This window comes from Pseudomonas sp. TMP9 (genome assembly GCF_037943105.1).
In the GTDB taxonomy this organism is placed as follows: Bacteria; Pseudomonadota; Gammaproteobacteria; order Pseudomonadales; family Pseudomonadaceae; genus Aquipseudomonas.
Genome location: NZ_CP149803.1, coordinates 915,233 through 928,888, shown reverse-complemented (window position 1 = coordinate 928,888; position 13,656 = coordinate 915,233). Strand labels below are relative to the sequence as shown.

General features: G+C 55.6%; 13 protein-coding genes. 5 read left to right on the top strand and 8 right to left on the bottom strand.

The window, feature by feature from the left end; translation table 11 throughout:
- Positions 1-450 precede the first annotated feature (450 nt).
- The 4 genes from pssA to WF513_RS04420 all read right to left on the bottom strand — a co-directional run bounded on the left by pssA (position 451) and on the right by WF513_RS04420 (position 4,701).
- Positions 451-1,263, bottom strand: a complete 813-nt coding sequence (gene pssA / locus WF513_RS04435) for a CDP-diacylglycerol--serine O-phosphatidyltransferase (protein WP_339081827.1) — start codon at positions 1,261-1,263, stop codon at positions 451-453.
- A gap of 156 nt (positions 1,264-1,419) precedes the next feature.
- Complete coding sequence (ilvC, locus tag WF513_RS04430; protein WP_339081826.1) at positions 1,420-2,436, bottom strand: ketol-acid reductoisomerase; 1,017 nt, start codon at positions 2,434-2,436, stop codon at positions 1,420-1,422.
- A 46-nt stretch (positions 2,437-2,482) separates the two neighbouring features.
- Positions 2,483-2,974: an acetolactate synthase small subunit gene (gene ilvN, locus WF513_RS04425; RefSeq protein ID WP_339081824.1), complete on the bottom strand. Its 492-nt coding sequence runs from the start codon at positions 2,972-2,974 to the stop codon at positions 2,483-2,485.
- Positions 2,975-2,976: 2 nt separating this feature from the next.
- Positions 2,977-4,701: an acetolactate synthase 3 large subunit gene (locus WF513_RS04420; protein WP_339081822.1), complete on the bottom strand. Its 1,725-nt coding sequence runs from the start codon at positions 4,699-4,701 to the stop codon at positions 2,977-2,979.
- Between the two features lie 406 nt (positions 4,702-5,107).
- On the opposite strand from WF513_RS04420, the gene WF513_RS04415 reads away from it, so the two are divergent.
- Complete coding sequence (locus WF513_RS04415) at positions 5,108-5,551, top strand: DUF4124 domain-containing protein (protein ID WP_339081821.1); 444 nt, start codon at positions 5,108-5,110, stop codon at positions 5,549-5,551.
- 15 nt (positions 5,552-5,566) lie between these two features.
- Here WF513_RS04415 and WF513_RS04410 read toward each other — a convergent pair whose 3' ends face one another.
- The 3 genes from WF513_RS04410 to mrcB are packed head-to-tail and all read right to left on the bottom strand — an operon-like array spanning position 5,567 to position 8,927.
- Entirely contained in the window at positions 5,567-5,896 is a 330-nt protein-coding gene (locus WF513_RS04410; protein ID WP_339081819.1) for a YqcC family protein, read from the bottom strand.
- On the bottom strand, positions 5,896-6,594 hold the full coding sequence (locus WF513_RS04405; RefSeq protein ID WP_339081817.1) for a tetratricopeptide repeat protein: 699 nt from the start codon (positions 6,592-6,594) through the stop codon (positions 5,896-5,898). The genes WF513_RS04410 and WF513_RS04405 overlap by 1 nt, the downstream gene beginning before the upstream one ends.
- A gap of 14 nt (positions 6,595-6,608) precedes the next feature.
- Entirely contained in the window at positions 6,609-8,927 is a 2,319-nt protein-coding gene (gene mrcB / locus WF513_RS04400) for a penicillin-binding protein 1B (RefSeq protein WP_339081815.1), read from the bottom strand.
- A gap of 117 nt (positions 8,928-9,044) precedes the next feature.
- Between mrcB and WF513_RS04395 the strand changes: the two genes are divergently transcribed.
- The 4 genes from WF513_RS04395 (at position 9,045) to WF513_RS04380 (ending at position 12,375) form a co-directional block, all read left to right on the top strand.
- Positions 9,045-10,607 (top strand): AAA family ATPase, encoded by a 1,563-nt coding sequence (locus WF513_RS04395; RefSeq protein WP_339081813.1) that lies wholly within the window; start codon positions 9,045-9,047, stop codon positions 10,605-10,607.
- A gap of 86 nt (positions 10,608-10,693) precedes the next feature.
- Positions 10,694-11,038 carry a pentapeptide repeat-containing protein gene (locus tag WF513_RS04390; protein ID WP_339081811.1) on the top strand — a complete coding sequence of 115 codons (345 nt, stop codon included), beginning with the start codon at positions 10,694-10,696 and terminating at the stop codon, positions 11,036-11,038.
- A 157-nt stretch (positions 11,039-11,195) separates the two neighbouring features.
- Positions 11,196-11,468 (top strand): TfoX/Sxy family protein, encoded by a 273-nt coding sequence (locus WF513_RS04385; RefSeq protein ID WP_339081809.1) that lies wholly within the window; start codon positions 11,196-11,198, stop codon positions 11,466-11,468.
- 106 nt (positions 11,469-11,574) lie between these two features.
- Entirely contained in the window at positions 11,575-12,375 is an 801-nt protein-coding gene (locus tag WF513_RS04380; RefSeq protein ID WP_339081807.1) for a cyclic nucleotide-binding domain-containing protein, read from the top strand.
- A 392-nt stretch (positions 12,376-12,767) separates the two neighbouring features.
- On the opposite strand, the gene WF513_RS04375 is transcribed toward WF513_RS04380, so the two are convergent.
- Positions 12,768-13,649, bottom strand: a complete 882-nt coding sequence (locus WF513_RS04375; RefSeq protein WP_339081806.1) for a ChaN family lipoprotein — start codon at positions 13,647-13,649, stop codon at positions 12,768-12,770.
- Positions 13,650-13,656: the final 7 nt, after the last annotated feature.

Sequence of the window (13,656 nt, the reverse complement as noted above, 5' to 3'; positions counted from 1 at the left end):
GTTTTTCTATTTGAAGCTTGAAAATTTCTTTTCTACTTCAACCACTTGCGCATTCGTTCAGCCTTAAGCTTCTCGTTAGCGGGAGGCGAATAATACAGCGTTTAAACCCGCTGTCAACCGCCTCTTTTACCGCTTTCGATCTACTTGACCGAAGCCCTGGTCGGGCTAAACAACCACCCTTGCAGTGACGCGCATTCTACGCAGCTTTCGCTGCTTTGCAACCGTTATCCTAAACTAACTTATTGATTTATAAGGGGTTTAAGAAGCTGCATATGCCTTGAGAGCGCGAATTATAGGGGCAGCGCCCAGAAGGTCAATCGATTGTTGCACTTTTGCTTCAATCTCTTGCGCAGGACGCTGCTATCACCCCTTATTGCGCGTCGCCTGCAGAAACGACAAAGCCGTTGAAGCTGACGCTTCAACGGCTTTGTCGAACACCCTGAGGAGATATCAGGCGCTCTTGTTACGGCGCATATGCAGCAGGTACTGGATAGGACCTGAAGCAGCATAGGCCAGGAAGATGATAAGCAGCACACGAGGTGGATCGCTAAACACCACAGCAAACACTAGAACCACCGCGAGGATCGCCACGAAAGGTACGCGCCCCTTCAGGTCCAAATCCTTAAAGCTGTTGTACTTGATATTGCTGACCATCAGCATGCCAGCCGCCGCCACTAGGATTGCAACCGCAAAGGCCATATTCGATCCTTTGATACCGAAGTCACTGAATGCCCACACCGTACCCGCCACCACACCTGCTGCTGCAGGGCTGGCCAGACCAATAAAGAAGCGCTTATCGGTGCTACCGATTTGCGTATTGAAACGCGCTAAGCGTAACGCTGCGCCAGCCACGTAGATAAAAGCAACCATCCAGCCAACCTTACCCAGACTACCGAGCGCCCACTCAAACGCGAGCAATGCTGGCGCCACACCGAAGGCGACCATATCCGATAGCGAATCATACTCGGCGCCGAAGGCGCTCTGGGTATTGGTCAAGCGCGCCACGCGACCATCGAGCCCATCGAGGACCATGGCAACGAACACAGCAGCTGCAGCCACGTAAAAATTGCCGTTCATGGCGTTAATGATGGCGTAGAAACCGGCGAACAGATTAGCCGTAGTGAACAAGTTGGGTAGCAGGTAGATACCGCGATGACGGACCTTGCGCCCCTCGGCATCATGGCCTTCTTCTACATGCTCATCGATTGGCAGCAGACTCTCTGCTTCGCCGGTTGATTGGGGCTCATCTGGACGTTCATTCATGAACTACACCTTGCAGCGGACTTAGAAAATTTTGACAAGCACTGGCGATACGAATTCATATCAGCACTTAGCAACGCTCAGGCTTTATACCAGAAGCCTTGCAGCTCCATGAAAAAACGCGGCCATGGCCGCGTTTTTTCTTATCTCGACAGTGCTTTAGTTCTTCGCTTTGTCGACGATTTTATTGGCACCGATCCACGGCATCATAGAACGCAGTTGCTCACCTATGATTTCGATACCATGCGCAGCGTTATTGCGACGCTTAGCCGTCATCGAAGGATAGCCTGTGGCACCTTCGCTGATGAACATCTTGGCGTATTCGCCGTCCTGAATACGCTTCAGGGCGTTGCGCATGGCCTGACGCGATTCAGCGTTGATCACTTCTGGACCGGTTACATACTCACCATACTCGGCATTGTTGGAGATCGAGTAGTTCATGTTGGCGATACCGCCTTCGTACATGAGGTCAACGATCAGCTTCAGTTCGTGCAGGCACTCGAAGTAAGCCATTTCAGGCGCGTAGCCCGCTTCAACTAACGTTTCAAAGCCAGCTTTAACCAGCTCTACTGTGCCGCCGCAAAGAACAGCTTGCTCGCCGAACAGGTCAGTTTCAGTCTCGTCCTTGAAGGTGGTTTCGATGATACCGGTACGGCCACCGCCAACACCCGATGCGTAAGACAACGCAACGTTTTTAGCGTTACCAGAAGCATCTTGGTAAATCGCGATCAGGTCAGGAATACCACCGCCTTTAACGAACTCAGTGCGCACCGTGTGACCTGGCGCCTTAGGCGCGATCATGATGACGTCGAGATCGCTACGCGGTACAACCTGGTTGTAATGGATCGCGAAACCATGGGAGAAAGCCAACGTTGCGCCTTTCTTAAGGTTCGGCTCAACTTCATTCTTGTACAGCTGCGACTGGAACTCATCCGGGGTCAGGATCATGACCACATCAGCAGCGGCAACAGCCGATGCAACGTCAGTTACTTTCAGGCCATGAGCTTCAGCCTTGGCCACAGTAGCCGAACCTTTACGCAAACCAACCGTGACGTCGACGCCGGAATCTTTCAGGTTGCACGCTTGTGCGTGGCCCTGTGAACCGTAACCGATGATGGCAACTTTTTTGCCTTGGATGATCGAGAGGTCACAGTCTTTGTCGTAATACACTTTCATGAAAATTCTCCTGATTACCTGGCCCGTAGGCCATTGGTTATATGGTTTAAATGCTGAGTACTTTGTCGCCACGGGCAATGCCGGTGACGCCACTGCGTACGGTTTCCAGAATCGACGCAGTGCCGATGGCCTGGATAAAGCTGTCCAGCTTGTCGCTCGTGCCGGCCAACTGAATGGTGTAGACGCTGCTGGTCACGTCGACGATCTGCCCACGGAAGATATCGGTGGTGCGTTTGACCTCGGCGCGCTGAGCGCCAGTGGCCTTGATCTTGATCAGCATCAACTCACGCTCAACGTGAGCGCTCTCTGACAGGTCGACCAGCTTGACCACTTCAACCAACTTATTAAGGTTTTTGGTGATCTGCTCAATCACTTGGTCCTGGCCAACGGTGGTCAGCGTCAAACGCGACAGCGTGGGGTCTTCTGTCGGGGCAACGGTCAGGCTTTCAATGTTGTAGTTGCGCTGCGAGAACAGGCCCACCACACGGGACAGTGCACCAGGCTCGTTTTCCAGCAGCAGGGAAATAATGTGTCGCATGATTAGGTACGCTCCGTCTTGCTCAGCCACATATCGCGCATTGCACCGTCTTTGATATGCATCGGATAGACGTGCTCATTGGTATCAACCAGGATGTCGAGGAACACCAAGCGATCTTTCATCGCAAAGGCCTCTTCCATCTTTGGCTTGAGATCTTTCAGATCCGTGATGCGGATACCAACGTGGCCATAGGCTTCAGCTAACTTAACGAAGTCGGGCAGCGAATCCATGTAGGAATGCGAATGGCGGCTGCTATACATCATGTCCTGCCACTGGCGAACCATGCCCAGCGCACCGTTATTTAGGTTGACGATCTTCACCGGCAAGCCGTACTGCAAGCAGGTCGACAGCTCCTGAATGTTCATCTGGATGCTGCCTTCACCCGTTACGCAGGCCACCTCGTCATCCGGGAAGCTCAACTTAACGCCCATAGCCGCGGGGAAACCAAAGCCCATGGTGCCCAAGCCGCCGGAGTTGATCCAACGGTTCGGTTTATTAAAGCGGTAGTACTGCGCAGCGAACATCTGGTGCTGGCCCACATCGGACGTCACAAAGGCGTCGCCCTTGGTGATTTCGGACAACATCTCAATAACAGCCTGTGGCTTGATAATGCTGCCGTCGCCTTTGTCATAAGGGAACATCTCACGGCCACCGCGCCACTCCTCGATCTGCTTCCACCAGCTCGACAATGCCTCTTGATCCAGTTGCTCGCCGATCTCTTTAAGGATCGCAACCATTTCAGTCATTACGCTGTCGACTGGACCTACGATCGGTACATCAGCCTTGATGGTTTTGGAGATAGACGCCGGGTCGATGTCGATGTGAATGATCTTGGCGTTCGGGCAAAACTTGCTAGCGCCGTTGATCACGCGGTCATCGAAACGCGCACCGACGGCGACAATCACATCAGCGTGGTGCATAGCCAAATTAGCGGTGTAGCTACCGTGCATACCGAGCATGCCAAGGAATTGGCGATCAGTACCGGGATAGCCGCCCAACCCCATCAGGGTGTTGGTTACAGGCAGGTTGAGCATTTGCGCGAGCTCAGTTAGCGGTGCTGAAGCCCCCCCCATGATCACGCCACCGCCTGAGTAAACAATTGGACGTTTAGCCGTCAGCAACAGCTCAGCTGCTTTACGGATCTGCCCAGAGTGACCGCGCAACGCTGGGCTGTATGAGCGCAGTTTGGCCTTCTTCGGATAAACGTACTCAAACTTTTCATCTGGGTTGGTCATGTCCTTAGGAATATCCACAACCACTGGACCAGGACGACCGGACTCAGCCAAGTAGAACGCTTTTTTCAGGACGTCAGGGATTTCCGAGGCGTGCTTGATCATAAAACTGTGTTTTACGATCGGCCGCGAGATACCAATCATGTCGGTTTCCTGGAACGCATCAGTACCCACCATGTAACTAGGTACCTGACCAGAAAGCACAACCATCGGGATGGAATCCATATAGGCGGTGGCAATACCGGTGATGGCATTGGTTGCGCCAGGACCCGAGGTCACCAGCACTACACCGGCTTTACCGGTAGCGCGTGCATAACCGTCGGCCATATGGGTGGCTGCCTGCTCGTGGCGAACAAGGATGTGATTCACCCCAGGCTCTTTGAACAGGGCATCGTAAATGTGCAGGAGAGCACCGCCCGGGTACCCATAGATGTTCTTAACGCCTTCGTCACGCAAAAAGCGGACGACCATTTCAGCGCCGGATAAAAGCTCCACGTTATTCACCTCTAAAACGCCAGAAGCCACCCACCAATATGGACGGCCTAAAATAGGTTTACTGCCAGTAGAGCATGAGCGACGGTGGTCGCTGACTACGTCAGCTACAACTGAGCAAGTATTGGGAAAACGCCTAAGTGTTGCGGAGTTCCCCCACCCAGCGCGAGGTAACGCGTTGCGGGTGTAACAGGTCGGCGCGGGTGTGCACCTCATGTCTACTGAGCTGAAGCCTGCTTGCGGCGGACTCCACTACAGCGAGCATGGAATTGTTCGGATTCAGCGCGGTCAAGTCAAGCAATCCGTGATTGAATCTGCAATCTTCTGCTGTGACGCAGCGCAGGATGACGATTGCAACATTTTGGTTATAGTAGTCACCAGGCACCGCAGCTCAACATAAGGAAACCGCATGCGCCGCATGATTATCACCAGCAGCTTGCTGCTCGCCATAAGCGCAACCGCCATGGCCAGCCAAGTGTACAAGTGGGTCGACGCCCAAGGCGTAACACACTTCAGTGCGCAGCCGCCGCAGGGCCAGGAGGCTACCAGCATCAACACCGCAGTGCCGGTGTCCAAGCCCGCAGCCAGCCAAGAGAAGAAAGCTGATCCTACCTTCGAAAGCATTGCTGACCCCAAGCAAGCGGCCATCGACGAGAAGGTTAAGAGGGACGTCGCGGCTAAAGAAGCCGAACGCAAAAAGTACTGCGAAGACGTGCGTACCAACTTGGCGCAGCTGCAGAACAACCCACGTTTGCGCGTAGAAGTCGATGGCGAAATGCGCCGTTTAAACGAAGACGAGCGCCAGGCTCGTATCAGCGAAACGCAGAAAGCCATTACCGATAACTGCAACTAATAAGGTTGGCGCGACTCAGGTCGCGCCACTCAACAGCTGATCGAACTCACCCAGCAGCTTAATCAACACACGTGCTTTCGCAGCCTCACCGCCATACACCTGCTCAGCCATGGGCTGAATGCCACAGACGCCGGGCAAAGCGGCCCCGGCTTCTATGAGCTGCTTCATTCTTGGTAAAAATATCCACTGCAACCACTGCTCGAACGCCAGCGTATCGACACAAAATGGCTGCTGGCTGGACAGTGCTTGGTCGTTGGGTGGTTGCGCCTGCCACCAACCAAGCGTGCGCAATTCACGTTCAATCAGCAATAACTGCGCTGCCAACACCGGGACGCGAGCATCCATCAAAGGTTAACTCGCGCCTGCTCACGAGCGGCCGCAGCGCCTGCAGCGTCACCTTGGCGTTCGCGAGCCTGCGCAATCAAGTTCCATAAGCTGGCCTGCAAGGCAGGACGGCCGCTGGCATAGCTCAAGCCACGACGAGCAAACTGTTCTGCCTGCGCCGAATCTCCTTGAGCCAAACGGATTTCGGCCAAGCGATAAAGTACCTGTGGCTCGCGCGGTGCAATACGTTGTGCACGCTCAAGGCTGGACGCGGCGCCATTCAAGTCACCACCACCTTGCTGCTGCTGAGCCGTGGTGAGTAATGCCAACACCGGGCCATCCAGCTGTTCATCCATGGCCAAGCCACCAATTGGGATACCACTGGGTGCGGGTGCGATAAAGCCACCTTGTGTTGCTGCTGGCGGCGGCGCACGCCATGGCTGAGTTGTCATACCGGTGTCCAGCGGGGCGTTACCTGCTGGGAACGACTGAATCGGCATGGAGCTGCCGCCACCGCCAGGCACCATTACCACCACACCGGAATCTTCCGGAAGGGTCTGGGGCTGAGCGCTCGGATTGCCGTAACCGCCAGCAGTGCCTGATTGCGCATTACCGATGGAAGAGCCACCATCAACAACGGGGATTGAGCCGCGCGGCACGGCGCTACAGCCAGCCAGCACCAACGAAATCGTTACAGCAGGAATCAACCACTTATTCACGTTAAACCTCTCACTCATTCCAACCAGCCACGCACCCAATCCATCACTTCGTTGACCGGCGCCTGAATACCACAGGCCGGCCCAGCGACGGGTTGACTGCCGCGAATATAGGGTATTTGTACTGCATTCGGGCAACTCGGATCAGTTCCCTGCCCTGTATTGGCATCGACCCAGGCCTGCACAACATTATCTGGCACCGGCATATCCAACGGCAGCGGATCCGCCTTGCGCATAAAATCCGTCCACACCTGCAGTGCACCGGTCGCACCGGTTAGGGGCGTCGGGCCGTTGTCATCGCGACCCAGCCAAACTACTGCAAGAACATCCTGACCGAAGCCAGCAAACCAGCTATCACGTGAGTCATTACTGGTGCCGGTCTTACCCGCCAGCGCCAAGGAGCGTGGTAACTGGTTATACACCGAGCGGCCCGTGCCCTCAGACATTGAGCGCTGCATGGCGTGCTGCAACAGGTAAATGGCACCACTGTCAAACCGCTGCTGAATCTGGAAGGGATAACGCTTTAGCGGCTCACCATCAGCCGTCAGTACGTTACGAATACCGCGCAACGGCGTATTAAAGCCGCCATTAGCTAGGGTCTGGTACATGTTCGCCACACCCAGCGGGCTGAGCCCACCAGCACCGAGTAGCATCGACGGGTACGCAGGCCAACTCTGCTCGACGCCCAACCGATCCACAGTTTTCAGCACCTCCGGCACACCAATCTCAAGCCCCAGCTTTGCCGTGGATAAGTTGTAGGAATTGACCAGGCCCTGGTACAGGTAAATTGTGCCATGAGCCTTGCGGTCATAGTTCTGCGGGCTCCAGACTTGGCCATCTTGACCTTTAATGGAGAACGGCTGATCTTCCAGCAGGCTGGTTAAGGTGTACTGACTAGGACGCTCCAAGGCGGTCAGGTAGATCGCCGGTTTGATTAGCGAGCCAATGGGCCGCACAGCATCTAGCGCGCGGTTAAAGCCGGCAAAGCGTGGCTGCCGGCTACCAATAATCGCCTGCACTTCGCCGCTCTCAGGGCTGGTCACTACCATCCCGGCTTCGACCTGATCAACACCCTTACGCCCGGACAAGCGCTTCAGCGTATCAGCCAAGGCGCTCTCTGCCTTGAGCTGCATGATCGGATCAAAACTGGTGAAAATACGCAGACCTTCCTCGGTTAAGTCCTGCTCCTGATAATCCTCACGCAGCTGTCGCTTGACCAAATCGAGGAAGGCTGGGAACGAGCTGTCCGCCATAGTGCCGCGTTGGGTAATGCTCAGCGGCTTCTGCTTCGCTGCTTCCACTTCTTCAACACTGGCCACGCCCTGCTCTGCCAATACATCCAGCACCAGGTTGCGTCGTTCCAGCGCGCGCTCAGGGTGGCGCCGTGGGTTGAAGTAGGTCGGCCCTTTAACCATGCCGACTAGCAGTGCCACCTGCTCAAGTTTTAGCTCTGAGAGCGGCTGACTGAAGAAAAACTGACTCGCCAAACCAAAACCATGGACCGCCCGCTGGCCATCTTGACCGAGGAACACTTCATTGAGGTAAGCCTCAAGAATGTCTTTCTTCTCGTAATGTAATTCCAACAGCACCGCCATCATGGCTTCGGTGGCTTTGCGCGAAAGAGTGCGCTCATTGGTCAGGTAGAAATTTTTGACCAGCTGCTGGGTCAGGGTGCTGCCGCCTTGGCGCAGCTGACCGGCAGTGGCGTTGATCCAAACGGCGCGGGCAATGCCTTTGGGCGAGACGCCGAAGTGATTGAAGAACTCACGATCTTCAATCGCCACCAGTGTTTCCACCAAATAAGGCGGCACTTGCTCCAGCTTAATCAGCACCCGATCTTCTTGGTGCGCCGGGTATAAGCCGCCGATTAAAAGTGGCTCAAGTCGCGCCACCGCCAGATTGCCACCATTGGCCTGAGTAAGGCCCGCAACATAATCACCGGAGAAGCGCACGCGCACTCGTTGTGAGGGCTCAGTGCTTTCATAAAATTGAAAGCCGCGGGAATGCAGTTCGATAGCGTTGCCGGCCACCGACACACCACCGGGACCGGCCACGGCGTTTTCACGGCGATAGCCCAAGGCGTCCAATTCCTTGAGAAAGTCATCCTTGGCCAGCTTCTGCCCAACAAATAACTCCAATGGCCGGGCATATACTTTGGCGGGCACGGTCCACCGCTTGCCAGAAAACTTCTCCTGGACCACCGCATCGAGATAAACCGCAAACACGGCGAACACCACCAAACCGACCAGGCTGAGCTTGATAGCCCAGCCCAACCAGGGGCGCATACCGCCAGAACGGCGCTTAGAACGGGGACGAGAAGATCGGGTACGAGTCATGGCGCCGCATTATACGCACTTTGCCGACTTGTCAGCAGGCCGTAGCAGCGGTTTGCAGATGGGTGTTGAGCGGCCATAATGGCCGCCTCTTATTCAGTCCAACGCCAAGGATCGCCCGTGAGCCAAGCCCTGATCGCCGCACTGCAGAACCCGGCCCTTTACCCTCATCCCGTGGAGCAGTTTCAGGTCATCGAAACCCATATTTCCTGGGTGTTACTCACCGGGCCATTTGCTTACAAGATTAAGAAACCGGTAAATTTCGGCTTTCTCGACTTCTCCGATCTGAGCGCGCGTGAACACTTCTGCCAAGAAGAGTTGCGCCTTAACCAGCGCCTGACCCAAGACCTTTACCTGGAAGTACTGCCCATCAGCGGTAGCGTCGATGCACCGCAACTGGAGGGCAGCGGCCCGGCCATCGAGTTCGCGCTAAAAATGCGCCAGTTCCCACAAAGTCAGCTGCTCAGCGATGTGCAGGCGCGCGGTGAGTTGAGCGAGGGGCATATTGATGGCCTAGCTAAACAGATTGCTGACTTCCACCGCATAACCCCAGCTGTAGAAGCCAATCACCCACTGTGCACGCCAGAGGCGATCGTTGCGCCGATGCGGCAGAACTTTGAGCAAATTCGCCCGATGCTCAGCGATGCCGGCGACCTGCAACAACTCGCAGCTTTGGAGGCTTGGACCGAAGCCAACTTTGCACGCCTAGAACCGCTCTTGGCCAAACGTGCGGCTAGTGGGTCCATCCGCGAATGCCATGGCGACATTCACTTGGGTAACGCCACCCTGATGAATGATCAGGTGGTGCTGTTTGACTGCATCGAGTTCAACGAACCTTTTCGCTTAATCGATATTGCCCTGGACGCCGCCTTTCTGGCCATGGACCTGGAAGATCGCGGCCTCAAGGCGCACGCCTGGCGCTTTATCAATGGCTGGTTAGAACACACCGGTGATTACGCGGCACTGGAGTTGCTGAACTTCTACAAAGCCTACCGGGCGCTGGTGCGCGCCAAGGTCGCATTGTTCAGCTTGGCTCATCAGACCGATGCCGTGCAAAGAGCAGTGACCCTGCGCCAATACCGCAATTACGCCAACCTGGCCGAAAGCTATAGCGCCATCCCCTCGCGCTTCTTGGCCATTACCCACGGCGTTTCCGCTGTGGGCAAAAGCCATGTCGCCATGCGCTTGGTTTCAGCCCTTGGTGCCATTCGCCTGCGTTCAGATGTGGAGCGTAAACGCCTATACGGTGAGCAGCAGGACGTTAATGTCGGCAAACTCAGCGCCGGCATTTACAGCCAAGACGCCAGCGCCGCGACGTATCAGCGCCTTCACCAACTGGCCGAGGCTGCGCTGCGAGCCGGTTTTCCGGTGGTCATCGACGCCACTTACCTCAAACATACCCAGCGTGATGCCGCCAGCGAGGTTGCTGAAGCATGCGGCGCGCCCTTCCTGATATTGGATTGCAATGCACCTGATGACGTAATCGCCAGCTGGCTGGACCAACGTCAAGCCGTCAGCACTGACCCGTCCGACGCAACCATGGAGGTCGTGCGCGCTCAGCAAGCCAGCCGCGAATCACTGAGTGAAGATGAGCGCCTGCAAAGCAGGCGTGTAGAAACTCACCAAAGCGCCAGCATGGACAGCTTGATCGCCAGCATTCGTCAGCGTCTTCCGGGCTTGTAATGACGTAACAGGGCAACTGTATTGCGGCGCGAGCAAATCGCGCTGCGACTTCTATACTGACGTTGTGTCCCCCACGGAGGTTTCACATGAGCAGGCCCCGCATACTCGATAACCCACTGTACGTCCTCATCCACGATGAGAAGATCCCAATCTTTAATGCGCAGAAACCCAAAGACACAGTTATCGACCTGAGTGACGGCGATTTTCGTGGGCTCGACTTGCGTGCGCTAGATGCGCAAGGCGTTAACTTCACTAACGCCTACTTTCGCGGCACTGACCTGCGCGGTCTTGACTTGCGCAACGCACACCTCGAAGGCGCTAGCCTGGCTCACGCACAGATTTCCGGGGCCTACTTCCCGACTGAACTAACGGCCGATGAAATCCTTATGTCAGTTAATTTTGGTACCCGCCTGCGCTACAACACCCGTTAAACAACACTAGGTTTTGCCGAGTGTTTGGCGCAACCATGGTTTAAGCGGCGAAAACGACGCCAAATAGCTTTTCGTCATCAGCTGACCGCTACACGCTCAAGCAGTAACGTGACACTGACTCCATCCGCACGACTGCTTGGCAGCGCAAGGAGGCTTCATGAACGACGAACTGCAACACCTGAAAAACCTCGGCAAAACTTCAGCCCAATGGCTGCATGCGGTTGGCATCCATAACGCCAACGACTTGCGGCGCTTGGGTGCAGTTAGCGCCTACCGAGCAGTCCGCGCGCGGGGTTTCAGAGCCTCTAAAGTGCTGCTCTACGCGATTGAAGGCGCACTGCTCGATGTGCACTGGAATGAACTGCCGCCAGGGCATAAAGCCGAACTGAATGGTCAGCTCGATGAAAGTTTGCAGCACAACAAGAGCTAGCTCACAACGTCTTCGCCTTTTGATTTACCAGAGGCCCGCTGGCCTCTATTGTTTTAGGGACGTTCGTGCGGTTTAGTGTGCCCAGCCAGTTCAAGGAAATTCGCTCATGTATTTACTCGGGGAGCAACCGGCTTACGCCGATCAGCTGATCAACCGACTGCAAAGCATCCCCACTCAATTGCTCGATGGGCTCGCACCTGCTGGGCCTCCACTGCAACTGGAGCGTGTTGAAGATCTGGCCACGCTGCTGCCAGGTAACCAACTATTCATCATCGAAAATGGCCTGCTGCATGCGGTGGTTGATGAACGTCCGCTGTTTTATCTGCAAGAAGGCGATCTGGTTGGCCTGCGTCAAGGCATAGATATACCCAGCTGCCGTTACAGCAGCGAAGAGCAGCTGAGCCTAGTCCCCTACTCACGCAGCGATGTGTTTAAACACATTTATGCCAGCGAGCAGCGTCAGGAACTGTTTATTCAGTACCTGATTGGTCACACCGCTTTACTGTCTGATGCGTTGGCGCGCTTAAAGCAGCCAGAAATCCGTCCAGCCACCGGCTTCCAGCACTTTGCCGCGGGCGAAGAACTGATCCACCAGGGCGATATCGCCGACAACGTTTTTATCATTATCGAAGGCCATGCCGAGGCTTATGTCGATGGGCATAAGGTCGGTGACGTGCAGAAGGATGAAATCTTCGGTGCCATGGCGGTGTTCACTCGTGAGAAGCGTAGCGCCACCGTATTGGCAAGCGAGCCATGCACGGTGATGGTCATCCCCAAAGAACAGTTCCTTAGCCTGATGCAAAGCAACCCGCGCATTGCCCACAGCCTAATCGAGAGCATGGCCAAGCGTATCGACCTGCTAAATAAGGAAGTCACTCAGTTACGCCTACCTGACGACGTTTCCTGAAGCTTGCAGCAGTCTAAAACCCGACCTTGTGTCGGGTTTTTTGTGCATGCGCTGAATCTGGTTTTGCCCGAGACAGAAAAGAACACCTGACGGTGTTGACATGCAAATGGGAATTGTTATTATTAGCACAACTGGTCGCGAGATCAGCCGATACGCTTTAGAGACCTTCAGTCGGTCCCTTCAGATTATCTCCTCATCAGGCTAATCACGGTTATTGACCCGGCTCTTGCCGGGTCTTTTTTTGCCCTGCCGTTTTTAGCAGCTGGCCCCTTGGGGCCGCTGTGCTCGTTGAGCCCCAAAGGGCAGCGGCTCAGCAAAGCGTAGCCAGCGGCTGGCATCAGCAGCCTCAGGTAAACACCACAGATTCCCTGCTCAGCCTCACTGACCTCAGGCTAGGGACGCAGTACGGCGCAGTGATCCTGCTCAACTTGTCCTGCGGTGAACCACACAAAATCAGCTGACTGAGCGCTAATCGGGCTGCCCACCTGGGCCAAAATCAGCACTTGCAAGCCTTGTTCAGCACGCAAATCCTGCATGTGTAGTGGCACGCCAAGGTCGCGGCGGGCATGGAATGAGCCGGCAAACAGCAGGCTTGGCTGCGGAGCGGCGAGAATTACTTCAGCCATACGCCGATCGCGCTGCTGCTGCACGGCCAGCATCGCGGGCAGCTGGCTTTCCGGCAGCAGGTTGCAATGCGACTGACGAATCTGCTCGAACAGCGCGTCGCGCACTGGCTGTGCTGTGGACGCCTGGCCCTCCAGTTGCGGCACTTGGGCATAAACCTGCATGATTTCGCGACGTTCAAGATTGGCCGCCAGCAACGGATAAGGCTGGCGCAGGGCATGCTGCACCAATGGCCCGTACAACGACCACGCCCAGCCGGGCTGCCACGCCAGGGCTCGGAGCATGTCTTGCGGCGCCTGCCCGGCACCGATGGCGGCACGCACCTCATCGACCTTAACTTGCTGATCCGGGGTGAGCATTTCTAGCAGCAAACTGCCCTGCGGTCGCTGCGCTGCCAGGGCGCGCAACAACCAGAGCTGCAGCGCATGGTGGTCCGGATTATCGTGGCGTTCCCCCACTACAACCCTGGGGGCTGCAGCCAAACGCTCGACTAACTGTGTTGGGCTCAGTAACGCACCGGTCTTTACATCAACAATCTGCCCGAGCTGGGCATGCTCAAGACCCTGAGGGCTTTGCCATGCAGGCAACGTAGGTAAGGAAGCCTGACAGGCACTCAACAACGCAACAACCAGCAATAACGCGATACGCATAACAATG

Coding starts and splice junctions, on each gene's coding strand:
- WF513_RS04410 (WP_339081819.1), bottom strand. CDS start 5,896: ATGGATGCTCGCGTCCCGGTGTTGGCAGCGCAGTTATTGCTGATTGAA.
- mrcB (WP_339081815.1), bottom strand. CDS start 8,927: ATGACTCGTACCCGATCTTCTCGTCCCCGTTCTAAGCGCCGTTCTGGC.
- WF513_RS04385 (WP_339081809.1), top strand. CDS start 11,196: ATGAACGACGAACTGCAACACCTGAAAAACCTCGGCAAAACTTCAGCC.
- WF513_RS04415 (WP_339081821.1), top strand. CDS start 5,108: ATGCGCCGCATGATTATCACCAGCAGCTTGCTGCTCGCCATAAGCGCA.
- ilvN (WP_339081824.1), bottom strand. CDS start 2,974: ATGCGACACATTATTTCCCTGCTGCTGGAAAACGAGCCTGGTGCACTG.
- WF513_RS04380 (WP_339081807.1), top strand. CDS start 11,575: ATGTATTTACTCGGGGAGCAACCGGCTTACGCCGATCAGCTGATCAAC.
- ilvC (WP_339081826.1), bottom strand. CDS start 2,436: ATGAAAGTGTATTACGACAAAGACTGTGACCTCTCGATCATCCAAGGC.
- pssA (WP_339081827.1), bottom strand. CDS start 1,263: ATGAATGAACGTCCAGATGAGCCCCAATCAACCGGCGAAGCAGAGAGT.
- WF513_RS04375 (WP_339081806.1), bottom strand. CDS start 13,649: ATGCGTATCGCGTTATTGCTGGTTGTTGCGTTGTTGAGTGCCTGTCAG.
- WF513_RS04390 (WP_339081811.1), top strand. CDS start 10,694: ATGAGCAGGCCCCGCATACTCGATAACCCACTGTACGTCCTCATCCAC.